General features: G+C 72.2%; 14 protein-coding genes. 6 read left to right on the plus strand and 8 right to left on the minus strand.

All coding sequences use genetic code 11. The features are described from left to right. The 4 genes from AB0F10_RS22555 to AB0F10_RS22570 all read left to right on the plus strand — a co-directional run. The coding region (locus tag AB0F10_RS22555; RefSeq protein WP_360628192.1) for a GGDEF domain-containing protein at positions 1–1,431 on the plus strand (1,431 nt) is incomplete at its 5' end. Positions 1,432–1,488: 57 nt separating this feature from the next. Continuing rightward, a complete protein-coding gene (locus AB0F10_RS22560) occupies positions 1,489–2,838 on the plus strand; it encodes a BNR repeat-containing protein (RefSeq protein WP_360628195.1) in 1,350 nt (449 codons plus the stop codon). A 67-nt stretch (positions 2,839–2,905) separates the two neighbouring features. Further along, complete coding sequence (locus AB0F10_RS22565) at positions 2,906–4,261, plus strand: glycoside hydrolase family 43 protein (protein ID WP_360628198.1); 1,356 nt, start codon at positions 2,906–2,908, stop codon at positions 4,259–4,261. 249 nt (positions 4,262–4,510) lie between these two features. Further along, positions 4,511–7,822, plus strand: a complete 3,312-nt coding sequence (locus AB0F10_RS22570) for a TIR domain-containing protein (protein ID WP_360628201.1) — start codon at positions 4,511–4,513, stop codon at positions 7,820–7,822. A gap of 62 nt (positions 7,823–7,884) precedes the next feature. Here the strand turns inward: AB0F10_RS22570 and AB0F10_RS22575 are convergent, their stop codons facing one another. From AB0F10_RS22575 to AB0F10_RS22585, 3 genes are all read right to left on the minus strand, one after another. Then, positions 7,885–8,730, minus strand: a complete 846-nt coding sequence (locus AB0F10_RS22575) for an aminoglycoside phosphotransferase family protein (RefSeq protein WP_360628204.1) — start codon at positions 8,728–8,730, stop codon at positions 7,885–7,887. Positions 8,731–8,907: 177 nt separating this feature from the next. Further along, positions 8,908–9,330, minus strand: coding sequence for a hypothetical protein (locus AB0F10_RS22580; protein WP_360628207.1), 423 nt, complete (start codon positions 9,328–9,330; stop codon positions 8,908–8,910). 201 nt (positions 9,331–9,531) lie between these two features. Continuing rightward, positions 9,532–11,931: an alpha-amylase family glycosyl hydrolase gene (locus tag AB0F10_RS22585; protein WP_360628210.1), complete on the minus strand. Its 2,400-nt coding sequence runs from the start codon at positions 11,929–11,931 to the stop codon at positions 9,532–9,534. Between the two features lie 358 nt (positions 11,932–12,289). Here AB0F10_RS22585 and AB0F10_RS22590 point away from each other — a divergent pair, with 358 nt between their 5' ends. Next, positions 12,290–12,691, plus strand: coding sequence for a hypothetical protein (locus AB0F10_RS22590; RefSeq protein ID WP_360628213.1), 402 nt, complete (start codon positions 12,290–12,292; stop codon positions 12,689–12,691). 25 nt (positions 12,692–12,716) lie between these two features. On the opposite strand, the gene AB0F10_RS22595 is transcribed toward AB0F10_RS22590, so the two are convergent. Next, positions 12,717–13,142, minus strand: coding sequence for a hypothetical protein (locus AB0F10_RS22595; RefSeq protein ID WP_360628216.1), 426 nt, complete (start codon positions 13,140–13,142; stop codon positions 12,717–12,719). A 218-nt stretch (positions 13,143–13,360) separates the two neighbouring features. Then, positions 13,361–14,476, minus strand: coding sequence for a CaiB/BaiF CoA-transferase family protein (locus AB0F10_RS22600; RefSeq protein WP_360628219.1), 1,116 nt, complete (start codon positions 14,474–14,476; stop codon positions 13,361–13,363). A 70-nt stretch (positions 14,477–14,546) separates the two neighbouring features. Between AB0F10_RS22600 and AB0F10_RS22605 the strand changes: the two genes are divergently transcribed. Continuing rightward, positions 14,547–15,197: an acetoacetate decarboxylase family protein gene (locus tag AB0F10_RS22605; RefSeq protein WP_360628222.1), complete on the plus strand. Its 651-nt coding sequence runs from the start codon at positions 14,547–14,549 to the stop codon at positions 15,195–15,197. 10 nt (positions 15,198–15,207) lie between these two features. Here AB0F10_RS22605 and AB0F10_RS22610 read toward each other — a convergent pair whose 3' ends face one another. From AB0F10_RS22610 to AB0F10_RS22620, 3 genes are all read right to left on the minus strand, one after another. Further along, entirely contained in the window at positions 15,208–16,650 is a 1,443-nt protein-coding gene (locus AB0F10_RS22610) for an NAD(P)/FAD-dependent oxidoreductase (protein ID WP_360628225.1), read from the minus strand. A gap of 119 nt (positions 16,651–16,769) precedes the next feature. After that, complete coding sequence (locus AB0F10_RS22615) at positions 16,770–17,396, minus strand: helix-turn-helix domain-containing protein (RefSeq protein WP_360628228.1); 627 nt, start codon at positions 17,394–17,396, stop codon at positions 16,770–16,772. Positions 17,397–17,500: 104 nt separating this feature from the next. After that, complete coding sequence (locus AB0F10_RS22620; RefSeq protein WP_360628231.1) at positions 17,501–19,177, minus strand: GMC family oxidoreductase; 1,677 nt, start codon at positions 19,175–19,177, stop codon at positions 17,501–17,503. Positions 19,178–19,224 lie beyond the last annotated feature (47 nt).

Consider the following 19,224-nt stretch of genomic DNA (forward strand, 5'->3'; position numbering starts at 1 on the left):
CGCAGGGCGGCGAGCATGCTCGCCGCCCTGCGCGCTGCCCGGGGGCACCGGCGCGGCGGCGACCTGGCCCGGGCGGCCCGGATGTGCTGGGAGGCCAACAGCTGGGCCGACGAGCGGGGGCACCGGCCGCTGCTGTCGCGCAGCCACCAGCTGCTGTCGGCGATCTACGACAATCTCGGCGACACCGCCACCGGGCTCGAGCACGCGCTGCACGCCGTGGAGTTCCTCGACGACGACACCCCGCCCAAGCTGCGGGCGGTGATGCTGGTCAAGCTCACCGACGACCTGGCGATGGCCGGTTCGCTCGACGACGCCCGCGAGCGGTACCGGCAGGCCGAGCACCTCGCGGTGGGCCTGGCGGACAAGGCCACGCTGGTGGTGGTGCTCAACAACTTCGCCTACGCGGAGTATCTATGCGGCGACGCCGAGCGGGCGTGGGGCGCCATGGAGCGGCTGCGCGAGGCGACCGAACGGGCCGGCGGGCGGCTCAGCCCGGACGCGGTGGACACCCTCGCCCGGATTCAGATCGCGCTGGGCCGGCACGCCGACGCGGCCAGGACGGCCTGCGACAACGTGGTGGCGCACGCGCTCTCCGGCGGGGACGACGCCGACTCGATGGCCGAATTCCTGCTCACCCTCGCGGTCGCACAGCGGCACCAGGGCGCCACCGCGGCGGCACAGGCGAGCCTCGACGGGTGCGCCGCCCTGTGCCGGGAGCGCGACCTGGCCGGCATCGGCGTACGGGTGGTGCAGGAGCAGGCCGAGTTGCACGCGGCGCGCGGCGACTTCGCGCTGGCCTTCGCGGCGCACAAGGAGTACCACGAGGCCGAGCATCGGCTGATCTCGCAGCAGCGGGCGGCGCAGGCCCGCACCCGGCACGCGATGTTCGAGACCGCGGAGGCGCGACGCGAGGCCGAGCGGTTCCGGGAGCAGGCCAGGCGGGACCCGCTGACGGGCCTGCACAACCGCCGGTACGTCGACGAGCACCTGCCGGCGCTGCTGGCGCGGTCGCCGGCCGTCGTGGCGATGGTCGACCTGGACCGCTTCAAGCGGATCAACGACGTGTGCTCGCACCAGGTCGGCGACCGGGTCCTGGTCGCGGTCGCCGCGCTGCTGCAGGAGGCCGCCGCGCCGGGCTTCGCGGCCCGGCTCGGCGGCGAGGAGTTCCTGGTCGTGCTGGCCGGCGAGGACGACGCCGAGGCCCTGCTGCGGCTCGAGGCGCTGCGGCGCACGGTGGCGGAGCAGCACTGGGCGCCGCTGACCGGCGAGCTGCCGGTGACGGTCAGCCTCGGCGTGGCGACGGCCGCGATCGGCAGCGATCCGGCGCCGGCGCCGGCCCGGGCCGACGCGGCCCTCTATGCCGCGAAGCGCGGCGGCCGCAACCTGGTGAGCGTCGCCGCAGGCATAGACAGCCTTGACTGCATTCGGTGATTCGGCTTAACGTCTCGGAAACTTCCGGGCACCGTCGAAGCCATTCGAGGTCGATCGATGAAACGTTTCATGCTCGCCGCGATCCTGCTGCTCGCCGCCGTACTCGCGGGCGCCCCCGCCCTCGCCGCGGCCCCGTCCGTGACACAGACGTCGGTCACCGTGCTCACCACGACGGGCCGGACCGCGCTGACCTACACCGGCTACATGAACGGCGAGTCGTTCCAGCAGGACGGCATCACCACGGCGGCCGGCTGGCAGTACACGGCGTTCTGGGACCAGAGCGGATACGTCAACCTGTCCCGGCGCAGGCTGCCGTCCGGCGCCTGGCAGAACCTGCGGCTCACCGACTACGCGACCACCTCGACCGACTCGCACAACACCATCAGCATCGGCATCTCCCGGCAGGACGGCACCCTGCACCTCGCGTTCGACATGCACTCCTCGGCGCTGCGGTACCGCAGATCCGTCGCCGGGCTGGCCACCTCGCCGGACACCGCGGCCTGGCAGGCCTCCAGCTTCGGCGCGGTGCAGTCGACCCTGACCGGGGCGAGCATGCCGACGCTGACCTACCCGCAGTTCCTCACCACCCCTGCCGGCCGGCTGCAACTCGCGCTGCGGACCGGCACCAGCGGCGCCGGTGACGAGGTGCTCTACGAGTACGCGTCCGGGTCGTGGGCCTTTGTCGGCCGGTTCATCGACGGCACCGCGGCGAACAACAACGCCTACCTGTTCGGCCTCGAGTACGACTCGACCGGGCTGCTGCACGCGACGTGGACGGTCCGCGAGACCTCGAACGCCAGCACCAACCACGACCTGTTCTACGCGTACAGCAAGGACGACGGGCGCACCTGGCGCAACAACGCCGGGTCGGTCGTCGCGACGACCGGCAGCACGCCGCTGATCTCGAACTCGGCCGGCCTGCGGGTCTGGTCGATCGGCCAGAACCGCGGACTGATCAACCAGGAGTCGCAGGTGGTCGACGCGGCCGGGATCGTGCACGTGCTGGCGTCGCACCTGCCCGCGGCGGCCGCGAGCAACTCGGACTTCACGGCGGCCCGGGAGGGCGCGGTGCTGGTGCACTACTGGCGGGACAAGGCGTCGAAGGTCTGGCACCAGACCTACACGCCGTTCCTCGAGCGGTCCAGCCGCGGCGACATCGGCGTCGACTCCGGCGACAACCTCTACGTCGCCAGCGGGGATTCCTCGACCCGCAAGCTGCACATCCAGACCGCCTCGAAGGCCTCCGGCTGGACGGACTGGGCGCTGCGGTACACCTCGGGGGCGATCTACTACTCCGACCCGCTGATCGACCACGAGCGGCTGCGCGCCCTCGGCACGCTGAGCATCTTCGCGCCGCGCTACGGCGGCAGCCAGATCGACGTGCAGGACTGGGCCGTACGACCTTGACGTGGATCGATGTATTGCGCTGAGATGAACGCCACCGCGATTGTTAACGTTCACATCTGGAGGGCACGTGAGGAACGTCAGCCGGCACCGACGAATCCTGGCCGCCGCGCTGTGCGGCGTGCTGAGCGGCGCCGGCCTCGCCGGGCTGGGCGCCGCCCCCGCCGCCGCGGCCGGCCCGGCACCGCACTACCTGATGACCGCGTTCACCAACTCCAGCGAGTCCAACATGTACGTCTACGACTCGTCGAACGCCACCGACTACAGCCTGATCCGGGCGAACGCGTACACGCCGCCGTCCGGGCTGATCCGCGACCCGAGCGTCATGCGGCACACCGACGGCTACTACTACCTCGTCTACACCACGAACTGGACCGGGGACACGATCGGCTTCGCCCGCAGCGCCGACCACGTGAACTGGACCTTCCTGCGCAACGTCACCGTCGGGCTCAACGGCTCGACGGGAAGCACCTGGGCGCCGGAGTGGGTTAAGGACGCCGACGGCAGCATCCACGTCATCTTCTCCGCGTCGACGGCGGGCACGGCGGGGCAGTTCCAGCCGTACCGGATCACCGCGACCAGCAGTGACCTGTCCACCTGGAGCGCGCGGGCCGCGATCGGCATCCCGGCGAACCACATCGACACCTTCGTCGTGCGCTCCGGCGCCACCTACCACGCCTACCTCAAGAACGAGACCACCAAGTACATCGAACACGCGACGGCGACGTCGCTCACCGGGCCGTGGACCTTCACCGGTACGGGGAACTGGGCCGGCTGGGGCTCCGGGCTCGAGGGCCCGGCGCTGGTGCAGCTGCCGTCGGGCGCCTGGCGGCTCTACTTCGACCAGTACGGCGCGGGCCGCTACTACTACGCGGACAGCACCGACCTGAACACCTGGTCGGCGAAGACGGAGCTGCCCGGGCTCTCCGGAACCGTGCGGCACTTCACCGTGCTGCGCGAGAACGTCGGCGACAGCACCGCCGTGCCGACCGGGAACCGGTCGCTGCGCTCGGCGAACTTCCCCGACCGGTACGTGCGGCACCGCGACAATCTGGGCTACATCGACCCGCTGAGCACGGCGAGCAGCGCCGCCGACCGCCAGTCCGCGACCTTCGCCGTCGGCGCCGGGCTGGCCAACGGCAACTGCTACTCGCTGCAGTCGGCCAGTCCGGCCGGCCGCTACCTGCGGCACTACAACAACCGCCTGGTGCTGGCGGCGAACGACGGCACGGCGACGTTCCGCAACGACGCCACCTTCTGCGCCCGGGCCGGGCTGTCCGGCACCGGCACCACCTCGTTCGAGTCCTACAACTACCCGGGCTTCTACCTCCGGCACTACAACTACGAGCTGCGCATCGACCGCTTCGACGGCAGCGCCACCCTCAAGGCGGACGCGTCCTTCACCGTCACCACGCCGCTCGCCTGATCCGTCCGGCCGGCAACCGTGCGCCTGCCCCGGCCCGCACGGTTGCCGGCCGCACCTGGATCCGGACGGGTCATGGTGATCACCGTCACCGCCGCTCGCCTGAGGATCCTCGAACCGCGCATCGATGTCCGTACCGGGCCCCTCCAGATCGATGGGCATCATGACGATACGGTCTCCGGGCTTCCCGATGAGGCAAAGGCAGGCGACAATCTGTCGTCGCCGAACGCGCCGATCGCCGGGGGATCCGTAATGGCCTTCAATGGGTTTATCTCGTACAGCCATGCCGCTGACGGGCGGTTGGCTCCCGCCGTGCAACGGGGACTGCACCGCCTGGCCAAGCCCTGGCATCGTCGGCGTGCCCTGTGGATTTTCCGGGATCAGACCGGGCTGGCGGTGACCCCGGGGCTGTGGTCCTCGATCCAGACCGCGTTGGACGGTTCCGAGTACTTCGTGCTGCTCTCCTCGCCCGAGGCCGCGCAGTCGCATTGGGTGAACCGGGAGATCGAGCACTGGATCGCCACGAAGTCCGCGGATCGAATCCTGCCCGTGGTGACCGACGGGGAGTGGGCGTGGGACCGGGAGCGTCACGACTTCACCGAGGACTCGACGGCGGTCCCCGAGGCGCTGCGCGGGGTGTTCGCCGAGGAGCCGCTGTTCCTGGATCTGCGGTGGGCGCGGGGCAGCGAGCATCTCAGCCTGCAGCATTCCCGTTTCCGGGACGCGATCGCCCAGCTGGCCGCCCCGATGCACGGGGTGAGCAAGGACGAGTTGGAGGGTGAGGACGTCCGTCAGCATCGCCGGGCGCGCCGGCTGCGGTCCGGGGCGGTGGCGACGCTGGTGGTGCTGACTGTGCTGGCGGGGCTGAGCAGCGTGTCGGCGGTTCGCAACGCGGACCGGGCGACGGCCGCGGCGGCGGAGGCGTTGCGTCAGCAGCAGGCGGCGGAGGTGCAGCGCAGCAGCGCCGTGCGGTCCGCGGAGGAGGCGAGCCGGCAGCAGGAGGTGGCGCGGCAGCAGCAGGTTCGGGCGGCGGCCGCGGCGGTCGAGGCGCAGCGGTCGGAGCAGGTGGCGCAGGAGCAGCAGAGCCTGGCGGATCGGGCGAGGGCCGAGGCGCGGCGGCAGCAGCAGATCGCCGATCAGGCGGCGACGCGGACCCGGGAAGAGCAGCGGCTGGCGAAGGAGGCCGCCGCGCGGGCGCAGCAGCTGGAGCAGGAGGCGCAGCGGCTGGAGGCGGAGGCGCGGCGGCTGGCGAAGATCGCCGAGGAGAAGCAGCGGGAGGCCCGGGAGGCGGCCGAGGAGGCCAAGAAGCAGCAGGCCAAGGCGGAGCACCAGCAGCGGATCGCGATCAGTCGACGGCTGACCACTCAGGCCAGGGCGACGATCGTCAGCGATCCGAAGACGGCCCTGATGCTGGGGGCGGCCGCCCAGGCGGTCCTGCCCGACCTCGAGACCCGCAGCGAAGTCACCGGCATCGTCACGGCGACGGGCTACGCCGGCACGATCAGCGACGTGACAGCGGCCGTCTACGGGCCGAAAGGCGTCCTGGCGGCCCTCGGCGCTGACGGCAGGGTGTCGCTGTGGAACGCGACCGACCCTGCGAATCCGGCCCGGATCGCCACGCTCGGCGATTGGGTCTCGGGGAGCACCTCGCTCACGCTCAGCGCGGACGGGCGGACCCTGGCCGTTGTCGACCCGAATGGCGCGGCGGTCCTGTGGGACGTGACCGACCGGTCCCATCCGGACCGGCTCGCCACGCTGCCGCGCGACGGCTACGTGCAACTGGTGGCGTTCAGCAGGGACGGGACCACCCTCGCCGTGGGTAAGGGCATCGGGGAGATGACCCTGTTCGACCTGGCCGATCGATCCCGGCCCCGGCAGCTCGGCACGTACGAGATGCCCTACTCGACGCGCGTTGCCCTGTTGAAGGACCTTGTGTTCAGCCCGGACGGACGCACCTTGGTCGTGAACGAGGGCATAGACGTGGTCGCCCTGGATGTGACCGATCGGGCGGGCCCCTTCGGCGTCCGCGAAATCTCCTCCTCGCACGTGTCCACGATCGCGATCGATCCGTCCGGAAACCTGGCGCTCGGGCTCCCCGACGGCGAGGTGTATGTGGAGGCCCTGAGCGGTCCGGCTACCGCCCGGCTCATGCAAGATCCGCCTGAGCTGCCGGAGCCGCCGGAGTTCCCCGACGACGACATGGACCCCGCCGACGACCCGGACAACGAACCGTTCAAGAGACTGCACGGCCCTACCAGTCTCAACAAGATCGCGTACAGCCCGGACGGACACTATCTGGCCGTCAGCGGCGACCGCGGCACGGTGATGGCGTGGGACATGACCGGCGGGACGAAGCCCACGCCGGTCATCAACGCGCGGGCCAACGGCGCGATCAACACGGTCTCCTTCGACCAGCACGGGGGAAGGCTGGTCACCGGCGACAGCACGGCGACGGCGACCTTCTGGAACACCAGGCCCTTCGGTAGTTCGGACTCGATCGCCGCGCTCACCATCCCCAAAGGGCCGATTCGGACGATGGCGCTGCGACCGGACGGACGGACGCTGGTCGCCGCCGGCTCCGACGGCACGGCGAGCTCCTGGAAGGTCACCGACCCGGCCCGGCCGGTCCGGGACACCGACCTGACGATCCGCGGCAACAAAGTTGTCAGGTCGGTGGCGTTCAGCCCCGACGGCCGCGCGGCGGCGGCCGTCGGACGGGATTCGCAGGTGACGCTGACGGATCTGACCCGCCCGCTACAGCCGGTGGTGCTCCCCGCCTTGGCCTCGCAGTCGGTAACGAACTCGATGGCGTTCAGCCCGGACGGGCGCACCCTCGCCGTCGTCGTCGCGCCCAGCAGACTGCTGCTGTGGAACGTGGCCGACCTGACCCGTCCCGCCCTGCTGGCCACCCTGAGCGACGACGTCTGGTTCGGAGCGGCGCTGGCCTTCAGTCCGGACGGACGTTACCTGGTCACCGGCGGCGGCGAGCGGCCACTGACGCTGTGGGATGTGACCGACCGCTCCGCCCCCGCCCGGGTCGGCAGGTTGACCGGCCACGGAGATGCCGCGCTGTCGGTGGCCTTCAGCGCGGACGGGCGCACCGTGGCGAGCGGCGGCCAGGACGGCACAGCGATGCTGTGGGACGTCACCGACCGCGCCCGGCCGCGCCGGCTCGCCCGGCTGACCGATCACAACAACCCGGTGACCACTGTGACCTTCAGCCCGGACGGGCACACCCTGGCGACCGGGGACAGCACCGACGAGGTGTTCCTGTGGGACATCACCAACCCCGTGGTACCGATCCGGCTCGTCTCGATGCACGGCCCCGGCAACACGGTGCAGGGAGTGCTGTTCAAGCGCGACGGGCGCACCCTGGTCGTCGCCGCCAACACCACCGGCGTCAAACAAACCGGGACCGTCACGCTGTGGAATTACGCGAAGCTGCACAGCATCCTTCCGAACCCGGCCAAATATGCCTGCGCGATGACCGGCCGCGGCCTCGACGCCGGCGAATGGGCCACCTACATTCCCGAGCTCCCGTACCGGCGCTCCTGTAGGGGCTGACGGCTCGCCGCTCGCGACGGTGCCCGGGAACGCACGCGTTCCCGGGCACCGTGCGGTAGCGGTCAGCGGATCAGTCCGTCGCGGTCGAGCGCTGCCCGGATCCGGCCGAGCCACTCCCCGGCCAGCCGCCGCCCGTCGGGGAGTTGGTCGCCGCGGTCCCAGCGCCACGCCGTGATCATCGCCAGCACGAGGATCCGGCACTCGCGCAACAGGCCGTGGTCGACACCCGGATAGTGCTCGCCGACCTCCTCGGGCGCATGGGCGAGATCAAACTCGACAGGCCCGCGGCAGCACGTCTCGAGGTCGATGAACAGCAGCCCCTCCTTCGTGGTGAGCACGTTGCCCGGGTGCGGCTCGCCGTGCAGCAACTGCTCGGCGCCGCAGTGCTCGCCGATCGCCCGCCCCAGGCTCCGCAATGTGCTGCCGAGCAGTTCCCGGTCCTCGGCGGCGAGCGCGGGGGTGAGATCGCGGTTCGCCACGAGTTGCTGGGCGTGCTCGACACGATCCGTGAAATGCGGCGCCGGGGCGTCGATCTTGCGCATCCCGGCATGCAGCCGCCCGAGCGCGTCGGCGTAGTCGGCCGGTGCGACCTGCGGCGCGGTCACCGGATCGTAGTAACGCCACAGCGTGACCACGAAGCCGTCACGCTCGTGGGCGCGTGGCTCCACCCGAGGCTCGAGCGTGCCCGCTGGGCTCCCGGACTCGGCGAGCCGTTGGGCAAGGTCGATCTCGAACTGCGCGGCCTGATGCGCCACGGGCGCCACCCGGGCCAGAACGTCACAGGGCACCAGGCGCAGAGTGAGCCTGTTCGAGTCATGAAGAACGATCGCGTCGTCGGCCCGCAGACCGGCCGATGCCGCGACCGACAGCACCGCGGCCACCGCACGCGGGAACTCCGACGCCTGCATATCGCCCGGCCCTCTCCTCGCGCGCCGCCGTGACCCGCCGAGTGGGCACCTTACCTCCGCCGAGCGCTGCCGCAGTCCGCCAGGCGTCGCTCGTCGCCGACGAGCCTTTTCAACCTGGCCTCGGGCCAGAGGTATCCGGGCCGTCGACCTGCGCCGGGCGCTGCCGCCCGGGGTCCGTCAGGCGGCGAGCACACCGGCGGCGGTCACCGGCGGCTGGGACTCGGCGAGGATGGCCGCGATCGTCTCGGGCTCGATCGGCAACTCCGCCGCCCCGGCGCCCATCACCGGCCGCGGCCGGCGCGGCCGCACCCGGCCCGAGCTGCCGCCGCGGCCCGGGTAGACCATCAGGCCGTTGACCGGGTCGGGCACGGCGTCGAGCGCGGCGTGCACGGCCGGCAGATCCCGGAACACATACCACTGCTCGTCGCTGCGGAAGCCGATCTCGAACAGCACGCCCCAGGAATGCCGGTGCCATTGCCACTCGTATGCACCGTGGGTGACGGCCGCCTCGGTGAGGGCGCTGCCGTGCGCGTCCTGCCAGCGCGCCGCCGATAGCGCCGCGCCGTCGAAGACCTCGATCGACCACCAGTGCAGGTCCATGGTGGTCCCGATGCTACGCCGCACCCGGCGGCTCCAGCCAGGTCGCGACCCGAAATTGGCAGACGCGGTCCCCGCCGGAATGCCGCGCACCCGGGGCGGATCAAGCCATCCGATCACCGCCGGCACCATCGGCGCCGCGCGGGCGACCAGCTTCCCCGGAAGGAGGTCGCCGATCGCCCGCCGGAGGACCTGGTCCGGTCACTACTTCAGATAGGGGCCCGCCGTGCCGACCTTGCCGGGCGCCGGGTTGCCGGGCAGGTTCAGCACGTAGATCCTCAGGTTGCCCTTGCCGGAGGCGGTCGCGGTCAGCGTGCCGTTGCCGACGGTCTGGCTCGCGCCGGTGATCGCGTCGACGTAGGTGCCGTTCGGGACGCCGGTGAACGTCGCCGTCCCGGAGAGGGCGACAAGCGCGAAGCTGTCGACGCCGCCGGAGGTGAAGCGGCGCTTGAACGCCATCGTCCCGGAGATGCCCTCGGTCGAGTACTGCCCCTTCTGCAGGGCCGGGATCGCCCGGCGGATCTGGTTGAGCCGCTGCACGTGCTTGACCAGCGGCTGGGCCAGGGTCGTCGCCACCGCGCCGGAGGCGCTCGAGACCACGCCGAAGTCATTGGCGGTCACCGAGCCCGCCAGGTGGTCGCCGTAGTACGCGCGTCCGGTCGTCGCCAGCGGGCAGGACGGTCCGCAGTCGATCGGCTTGCCGGCCTGGAACTCGATCTCCGAGCCGTAGTAGAGCGTCGGGATGCCCCGGAACGTCCACATCAGGCTCATGTTCTCGGCCCAGGCGTCGGTGCCGCCGGCGTAGCGGACCGAGGACTTGTTCGGGCCGTAGTCGTGGCTGTCGACGTAGACGGCGTTGTAGGTGGCGTCGTTGTAACTGTCGTCGGAGTCCTTGCCGTTGTAGAAGGCGTTGCTCGCCTCGCCGAAGTTCATGTGCATGCGCATGTCGATCACGTTCATGCCGGAGAACCTGCTGTGGTCCGGTGCGTGGTACGTGTTGCCGTTGAGGAACGCGTTGGTGCTGGTCGGCTGGTTGCCCGGGCCCATGAGGTTCTCGTATTCGAACTGTTCCGCGGCCGCCAGGATGTCGTCCGGGCTGTACTCCTTGCGTTCCTTCCAGGTGAAGAACTGCGCGGAGTGGTTGACCGAGCCGCGGTTCCACTTGTCGTGCACGAACGCGGCGACCTCGCCGAAGACGTAGAAGTCCTTGCCCTTCTCGCCGTGCGTGGCGATCGCGTGCTGCTGGATGGCCGGCAGGAAGCGCCGGTTCCAGGTGTTGCGCGGGATGTGCACGGCGGTGTCGACCCGGAAGCCGTCGACACCCATGTCGATGTACCGGTTGTACGCGTTGATCAGGTAGTTCTGGACGACCGGGCTCTCGGTGTTGAAGTCGGCCAGGTCTTCGTGGATCCAGCAGCTGCGGGCGTCCTCACCCTCCCAGTTGCCGATCCAGCAGCGGTGGTAGTACTCGGCGGGGAACATGCCGGAGGTCGGGCTCGGCCACTGGCAGTTGTAGAGGGTGTAGCCCTCGGCGCTCCTGCCCCCGGTGGGCTTGCCCCAGTTGAGGCAGGTGTTGCCGACCGGCTCGGTCGTCGACCAGACGTCGCCGTTGTAGTACGACTTGCCCGAGGCGGGCTCGACGGTCGAGCCGTCGTAGGCGAAGCCCTCGTTCCTCTGGTCGTAGTACCAGCTCCACTGCGCGTCGCGTACGCCGTACACGGTGGGGGTGAACAGGCCCTTGGCGCCCCAGCGGGAGCTGTGGTTGTAGACCACGTCCTGGTAGATCTTGATGCCCTTGGCGTGCGCCCGGTCGATCAGGTCCTGGTAGGTGTTGCCGGCCGTCTCGAGGCGGCCGTCGATCCGGTAGAAGTCCCAGCCGTGGTAGCCGTGGTAGTCGTAGTCCGAGCGGTTGAGCACCACCGGCGTGATCCAGATGGCGGAGAAGCCGAGGCCCTTGATGTAGTCCAGCTTGTCGATCAGGCCCTCGAAGTCGCCGCGGAACATCGGGTCGTTGCCGGCGGCGTTGCCCGACTTCACGTTCTGGCTGCCGCCGCGGTTGTTGGCGCTGTCGCCGTCGTTGAAGCGGGCGGTCATGACGAAGTAGATGGAGTCCTCGCGCGGGTCGCCGCCGAGCGGGGTGCCGGCCGGAACTCCGGGGGTGGACGTCGGCGTGACGGTCGGCGCGGGTGTCGCCGTCGGTGAGCCGCCGGCCGACGGCGTCGGCGAGCTGGTCGCGCAGGGGTTTCCGGTGCCGGGCCGGCCGGCCGCGACGGTGACGTCGCCGGTGCCGAGGCTGTAGTTGGCGCCGTTGTTGTTGTCCCAGACGCCGCTGCCGTTGTTGAACACGACCTGCAGCCCATTGGCATCGCCGAGGTCGATGGTGCGCGCCAGCCAGCCGGTGCAGGACGTCTGCATCGCCACGCCCGGCACCGCCGTCCAGCTGCCCCCGTACGGGGCGTAGTGGATGTTGACCGTGGTCCAGCCGGTCGGGCGCTGGTAGTAGACGGTGACGCTGCTCGCGGCGGACGCGGCGGCGACGAAGCCGAACGTCGCGACGGCCAGGGTCACCGCCAGGGCCAGGCCGAGACGTTTTCTGATGCTCACCTTCACCGAGGGCTCCTCAGGGCGCGGGGAAGCCCCGCGGCGGGGGCACCGCAGGGTCACGATCGAACCGGTTCATGGAACGTCTTGCGAAGAGCGGCCCTGCACCTGGGCTTGTGCGGCACAACTTCCTGCAAGGCCTTGCAAGTTGTTACAGGAAGTTACCAAGCCATGACGGCAACGTAAAGAGGAGTTCACATATATCGATGAAACGCGGCCGCGCCGGAACCGGACGAGGCACACCGAGCCCGGTGCAGTCGCGCTCCGGGCGGTACGCTCATCGCGACCTGGGAAGAGGCATCATGATCGGACGATCGCCACGACGCCTTCGCCGTCCGCGCGTGTCCCCCGGGCGGCGATCATGACCAGGGTGGTGTTCCTGACGGAGTACCGCCGGGAACCCGCCCGCCTGCTCATGCTGCTGCGGCGGTCGGCGGCGGCCGACCGGGAGGCCTTCACCCGGCTCTACCACGCGCTCGCGCCGGACGTGCACGCGACAGTGCACGCGGTGCTCGACGGCGACCGGGCCCGCGAGGTCGCCGCCGCCGCCTTCCTGGAGGCGTGGCACTCCGCGGAGCAGCACACCGCGCCGGGCACCGACGTGGCCGGCTGGATCATCGGCATCGCCGCGCGGCGCGCCGAGGAGCAGGGCGATCCGCGCCTCGGGGCACACCCCTCGCACGACGCGCACTCGCACGGCGACACCCTCGCCGGCCTGCTGCAGCGCCGCTCCATGCGCCGCAGCCCGTTCCGCCGCGGCTGACGCCCCACCGCCGGGCGGCGGGCGGTCAGGCGTGCAGGAACACCGGGACGTCGATGCCCACGTGCTCCACGCCCGCCGGGGCGATGCCGGCGCAATCCGCGCCGAAGGGGCCGGCGGCGACATCCGGGCGGCGCCGCGAGCCGTTGGCGATCGAGGCGGCGCACTGCTCGTCGAACGCCTCGCCGGTCACCCCGTCGGCGTTGTCGGTCATCCACAGGAACGGCGCCTGGCCGGCCTTGGCCGGCCCGGCGGTGCCGTAGCGCCGGTTCCGGGTGTAGCGGTCGTGCCCGCGACGGTCGTGCGTCACGCGGTGGCCGGTGGGCGCCGGCGCCGGCAGCTGCGACTCCCAGCTGTCCGGACCGGGCGTGAGGCCGTGGCCGGGTACGAGCGGATCACCGGTGCCGAGCTCCGGGCGGAGCAGTTCCGCGTCGTGGTCGGTGAATGTGCTCATCGTGTGCTCCCTTCTGACCTGCTGCCGGGTCGCAGCGCGGGAGAACCGATCGCGTGGGCGTGCCGGATGCGGAGACCGCCGAAGGTCTCGCGATCGGGAATCTCGCCGCGACGAGGACCTGGCACTCGTGACGTGGCCGCCTCCGGCTCCGGCGAGGCACCGCCGACGATCCGGAGCGACAATTTCACGGTACGCCACCCCCGCGCACTCTGCCCGGTTCAGGCCCGCTCGCCCGCCAGCCAGTCGGCGAGCACCTCGCGGGTGTGCTCGCCGGGCAGCGCGGGCCGCCCGACCGGTCCCGGCGGGGTCAGCGAGAACCGGGGCGCCGCGGCCGGCTGCCGCACCCCGTCGACGGTCTCGAAGGTTCCGCGCCGCGCCAGGTGCTGGTGCCGGGCGGCCCCGGCGAACGACAGCACCGGCGCCACGCACGCCTCGGTGCCCTCGAAGATCGCGGCCCACTCCCGCTGCGTGCGGGTCTCGAACGCGGCCGCGATCCCGGCACGCAGCTGCGGCCACCGGGCCCGGTCGTACTGGGCGGGCAGGTCGGCGGCGGGCGCGAGCAGCCGGATGAACTCGGCATAGAACTGCGGCTCCAGGGCGCCGACCGCGAGGTATTCGCCGTCCGACGCCGGGTAGACGTCGTAGAACGGCGCCCCGGTGTCGAGGAAGTTCACGCCGCGGGCGTCCTGCCATCGCCCCTCGGCGCTGAGGCCGTGCAGCAGGGTGGTGAGGTGGGCGGCGCCGTCGGTGATCGCCGCGTCGACCACCTGGCCCCGGCCGGTGCGCTCGGCCTCGCGCAGCGCGGCGAGCACGCCCACCACCAGGTAGAGGGCGCCGCCGCCGAAGTCGCCGAGCAGGTTCGCCGGCACCTGCGGCGGGCCGCCCGCGCGGCCGATCGCGTGCAGCGCCCCGGTGATCGCGAGGTAGGTGATGTCGTGCCCGGCGCTGGCGGCGAGCGGGCCGTCCTGGCCCCAGCCGGTCATCCGCGCGTAGACGAGGGCCGGGTTGCGGGCGAGCACCGCCTCCGGGCCGACGCCGAGCCGCTCGGCGACGCCGGGCCGGTAGCCCTCGATGAGGACGGCGGCCCGGCCGGCGAGCGACAGCACCAGTTCGCGGTCGCCGTCCTGCTTGAGGTCGGCCGCGACCGAGCGCTTGCCCCGGTTCAGCAGGTCGTACCGGGGGTCGCCGGCGAGCGGCGAGCCGGATCCGGGCCGGTCCACCCGTACGACGTCGGCGCCGAGGTCGGCCAGCAGCATCCCGGCGAACGGCGCCGGCCCGATCCCCGCCAGCTCGACAACCTTGAGGCCGCTCAGCGGCCCTCGATCACCAGACACATCTGCCTCCAACTGCCGAATCCGAATAGGATGACGCTCGTCTGTTCCACCGACCGGGAGGCCGCCTGCCATGTATCCGCCGGAGCCATGGGACCTGCGCGGCCAGCTGCACCTGTCGGTCTTCGCCGTGCCGCGCGCCGCCGTGCCCGCGCTGCCCGATCCTCTCGCCGGGGCGGTGCGGCCGCTGCCGTTCGGGAGGCATGCGCTCGTCGGTGCCGCCTGGGTGCGCTACGAGCCGGGCGGCATCCTGCAATACCAGGAGCTGCTGTCGGCGGTCCTGGTGCACGAGGGCCGGCGGCCCGGAGTCAGCATCACCGAGATCTGGGTCGACAGCGTGGCGTCCCGCGACGGCGGCCGCGAGCTCTGGGGCATCCCCAAGGACCTGGCCGACCTGGACGTGCGCACCGCGCCCGACGGCCGCACCGAGGGGACCGCGAGCATCGGGAGCGGCCGGATCGCCGCGGTGTCGTTCGGCGCCGGATGGCGGCTGCCCGGCCGCTGGCCGGCACCGATGTCCGTGGTGCAGGCGCTCGACGGCGACATCAAGCGCACCACGGTGCGCGGGCGGGCCGGGCTGCGGCTGGGCGGCTCCACCTGGCGGGTCGAGGCGGACGGGCCGCTGGGTTACCTCGCCGGGCGGCGTCCCCTGCTGACCGTCACCCTGGCCGACTTCCAGCTGCGCTTCGGCGTCCCGGCGCCGGCCGCCGCCGCCTCGTCCTGACAACGGCATCTCAGCCGAAGTCGGCGGGGCGCAGCCGCGCGGTCCGGCGGCGGTACTCCCCCGCCATGCCGGGCCAGTTGGTGACGACGCGCCCGCTCGCGTTGCGATACCAGCTCTGGCAGGCGGTCCAGACGCTGCCCGCGAGCCGGCCCTGCAGCTCCGCGTCGTAGGCGGCGGCCACCTCCGGGCGTACCTCCAGCGGCGCGGCGCCCGCCGCGAGCCGCCGCACCGCCTGGACGATGTAGCGGGCCTGCGCCTCGTGGAAGTAGACGACCGAGGTGTTGCCGGTGTTCGTGTTGGGCCCGTAGACGAGGAACATGTTCGGGAATCCGGGCACGGCCATGCCCAGGTACGCGTACGCGCCGTCGCGCCACACCCGCTCGAGCCGCTCGCCGCCGCGACCGGTCACCCGCATCGGCACCAGGAACTCGGTGGCGGCGAAGCCGGTGCCGTAGACCAGCACGTCGCAGGCGTGCTCGACGCCGTCGGCGGTGCGGATCCCGTCCGGCGTCACGCCCACGATCTTCTCGGTGATCAGGTCGACGTCGGCGCGGGCCAGGGCGGGCAGCCAGGCGCTGGTGAACAGCACCCGCTTGCAGCCCATCGGCTCGTCCGGCGTGACCCGGGCGCGCAGCAGCGGATCGCGGACCTGCCACCGGCGCTGTGCCCGCGAGGCGGCGCGCAGGAACGCCCCGGCGGTCCGGTTGCCGAGCACCGCGGAGCCGGTGAACACGGTCATCGCCCAGGTGCCCGCGCGGGACGCCGCCATCAGGGCGGGCAGCCGCCGGTAGGCGGCCTGGCGCAGCGAGCCGTACCGGCGGTCGGGCTTGGGCAGCGTCCAGGGCGCGCTGCGCTGGAAGACGAGAACCCGCTCGGCGCGCCCGGCGATCGCCGGAACGAGCTGGATGGCGCTGGCGCCGGTGCCGACCACCGCCACCCGTCTGCCCTCGACCCGCAGGTCCGGGTCCCACCGGGCGGTGTGCATCGCCGGGCCGCGGAACAGCTCGGCGCCGGGGATCTCCGGGACGATCGGCCGGGAGAGCTGGCCGACCGCGGGTACGAGCACGTCGGCGACGATCTCCTCGCCCGCCGCGGTGCGCAGCCGCCAGTGGCCCCGCTCGGAGTCCCAGGCCGCGTCGGTGACCTCGGTGCCGAGCCGCACGCTGTCGCGCAGGCCGAAGCGGGTGACGCAGCCGTCCAGATAGGCCAGGATCTCCTCGTGCGGCGGGAACCGGCGCGACCAGCCGGGATTCGGCGCGAACGAGTACGAGTACAGCGGCGCGGGCACGTCGCAGGCGCAACCGGGGTACGCGTTGTCGCGCCACACGCCGCCGATCCGGTCCGCCTTCTCCAGCAGCACCACGTCGGTGAACCCGGCCTCGCGCAGCCCGGCGGCGGCCGCCACCCCGCCGAAGCCGGCGCCGATGATCGCCACCCGCGGCTGGGCCGTCATGGCCGCTCGGCGAGGGTGAGGGAGCTGCCGAACCTACGCAGCGCGGAGGTGGCTGCGCCACCGCGGGTGGCCGTCATGGTGCCGAACGTTAGCAATCTGTTGGCAGGTTGCCAATAGCCTCAGCGGGCCGGCGTCACGATGGTCGGAAAGACCTGCTCCACGATGGCCAGCAGCGTCGTCGCGAGCAGCAGGTGCACCTGCGCCCGGGTCAGCGCGGCGCGCTTGAGCCACTCCTTGGCGGTGGCGGTGGCCAGGCCGAGGTAGGCGCGGATCATCCCGCGCAGCTCCTCGCGGTGCTCGGCCACCTCGGCCAGCCCGACGGCGACGAGCACGCTGTCCGCCGCGGCGTCCTCGGCCTCGGCCAGCACCCGCTCGACGTCGGCGTCGCGGCCCATCCCGCCGGCGTTCACCGCGGCCAGCCACGAGGTGCTGTGCCGGGAGACGACGTCGAGGAACCAGGCCACGCTGGCGTCCACCCGGGCCCGCAGGTCGCCGGCCGGCAGCCGCTCGACGGCCACGTCCGGGATGGTCAGCATCACCCGGATGACCTCGAGGTAGAGGTCCTTCTTGGTGCCGAAGTAGTGGTTGATCAGCCCGCGGGCCACCCCGGCCGCGCGGGCGATGTCGGTGGTCGACACCTCTGCGTACGGGCGCTCGCCGAACAACCGCACGGCGCAGGTCAGGATCTGCCCGCGCCGGACGTCCGGCTCCAGCCTTCTGCGCACCTGCGCCGCGTCGACAGTCACCCGCCGACCCTATCCGCCGCCGACCCGCGGAACGGCCGCGGTGAGACGTCCGGGCACGAACATCTCACCCGTCGGCCTGTCTCCGCAAAGCCGGGCACGGCACCTCACCCGGTGGCCTGTGCCCCGCCGAGCCGCAGGGCCGCCGGGGCGGTGGCGGGGACGGCCGGGTGCCGGGGCGGCGCCGGCGCCACCCGGGCGTACGGTGCGCCCGGCGCCGGGCGTGGGTCCGGTTCGCCGGCGTTGGGCCAGAGCGCGACCGCCCGCTCGGCGAGCGCGGTGATGGTCAGCGACGGGTTGACGCCGAGGTTCGCGGCGACCACCGAGCCGTCGATCACGTGCAGGCCGGGGTGGCCGTACAGCCGGTGGTACGCGTCGACGACGCCGGTCCGCGGGTCGGCGCCGATCGCGCAGCCGCCGATGAAGTGGCCGGTCACCGGCCGGCCGACGAGTTCGGTGACCGCGCCGAGCGGCACTCCGTCGATCTTCTCGGCGACGCGGCGGGCGACGTCGTGCGCGGCCGGCACCCAGGCCGGATTGGGCTCGCCGACGCCCGGGCGGGTGGTGAGCCGCCCGCGCCTGGTGTAGACGGTGACCGAGTTGTCCAGCGGTTGCATCGCCAGCAGCACGATGGTCTCCTGCGACCAGTGCCGCGGCGAGACGAGCAGCCGCAGGTCACGCCAGCCGCGGGCCAGTTCACGCAGGCCCGCCACCCAGCGCCGCCGCCCGCCGGTGTCGTCGACGAGCACGGTGGACATCAGGGCGAGCAGGTTGCTGCCGCGGCCGTACCGCACCGGCTCGACGTGGGTGACCGGATCGGGGTGGATGGAGGAGGTGATGGCGATGCCGCGGCTCACGTCGAGGTCCCGCCGGCGGGTGCGGGCGCCCAGGATGGATTCGGAGTTGGTCCGGCTCAGCTCGCCGAGCCGCGGCGAGACGGCGGGCAGCGCACCCCGGTCGCGCATCCGGTGCAGCAGCCGCTGGGTGCCGAGCGCGCCGGCCGCGAAGATCACCTGCTCGGCCGTGAACCGTCGCCTGCGGCGCAGGCCGCCGGTGCCGCGGGTGTCGACCGCGTATCCGCCCCCGGCGAGCGGCGTCACCGAGGTCACCGTGGTCAGCGGGTGCACGACGGCGCCGGCCGCCTCGGCCAGGTACAGGTAGTTCTTCACGACGGTGTTCTTCGCGCCGACCCGGCAGCCGGTCATGCAGGCGCCGCACGCCGTGCAGGTCCGCCGGGCGGGCCCGGCGCCGCCGAAGAACGGGTCGGGCACCTCGGCGCCGGGCGCGTCGCCGAAGAGCACACCCACCGGGGTACGCCGGAAGGTGTGCCCGACGCCGAGGTCGTCCGCGACCGCGCGCAGGGCGCCGTCGGCGAAGGTCTCCACGGGATTGGTCACGACGCCGAGCATCCGGGTCGCCTGGTCGTAGTACGGCGCCAGTTCGGTCTTCCAGTCGGTGATGGACGCCCACTGCGGGTCGGCGAAGAACGCGTCCGGCGGCTCGTAGAGGGTGTTGGCGTAGCCGAGCGATCCACCGCCGACGCCGGCGCCGGACATCACCAGCACGTCGCGCAGCAGGGTCAGCCGCAGGATGCCGTAGCAGCCGAACGCGGGCGCGTACACGTAGTCGCGCAGCCGCCAGGAGGTCTTCGCGAACTGTTCGTCGGTGAATCTGCGGCCGGCCTCGAGCACGCCGACCCGGTAGCCCTTCTCGGTCAGCCGCAGCGCGCTGACCCCGCCACCGAATCCCGAGCCGATGATCAGCACGTCGTAGTCGTACGCCATGAGCTACCGTGGCCCCTTGTTGTCGGCCTGTCAACAAAGGGGTGGGG

Source organism: Actinoplanes sp. NPDC026623 (genome assembly GCF_040638275.1).
In the GTDB taxonomy this organism is placed as follows: Bacteria; Actinomycetota; Actinomycetes; order Mycobacteriales; family Micromonosporaceae; genus Actinoplanes.

Coding starts and splice junctions, on each gene's coding strand:
- AB0F10_RS22560 (WP_360628195.1), top strand. CDS start 1,489: ATGAAACGTTTCATGCTCGCCGCGATCCTGCTGCTCGCCGCCGTACTC.
- AB0F10_RS22570 (WP_360628201.1), top strand. CDS start 4,511: ATGGCCTTCAATGGGTTTATCTCGTACAGCCATGCCGCTGACGGGCGG.
- AB0F10_RS22575 (WP_360628204.1), bottom strand. CDS start 8,730: ATGCAGGCGTCGGAGTTCCCGCGTGCGGTGGCCGCGGTGCTGTCGGTC.
- AB0F10_RS22580 (WP_360628207.1), bottom strand. CDS start 9,330: ATGGACCTGCACTGGTGGTCGATCGAGGTCTTCGACGGCGCGGCGCTA.
- AB0F10_RS22590 (WP_360628213.1), top strand. CDS start 12,290: ATGACCAGGGTGGTGTTCCTGACGGAGTACCGCCGGGAACCCGCCCGC.
- AB0F10_RS22595 (WP_360628216.1), bottom strand. CDS start 13,142: ATGAGCACATTCACCGACCACGACGCGGAACTGCTCCGCCCGGAGCTC.
- AB0F10_RS22605 (WP_360628222.1), top strand. CDS start 14,547: ATGTATCCGCCGGAGCCATGGGACCTGCGCGGCCAGCTGCACCTGTCG.
- AB0F10_RS22610 (WP_360628225.1), bottom strand. CDS start 16,650: ATGACGGCCCAGCCGCGGGTGGCGATCATCGGCGCCGGCTTCGGCGGG.
- AB0F10_RS22620 (WP_360628231.1), bottom strand. CDS start 19,177: ATGGCGTACGACTACGACGTGCTGATCATCGGCTCGGGATTCGGTGGC.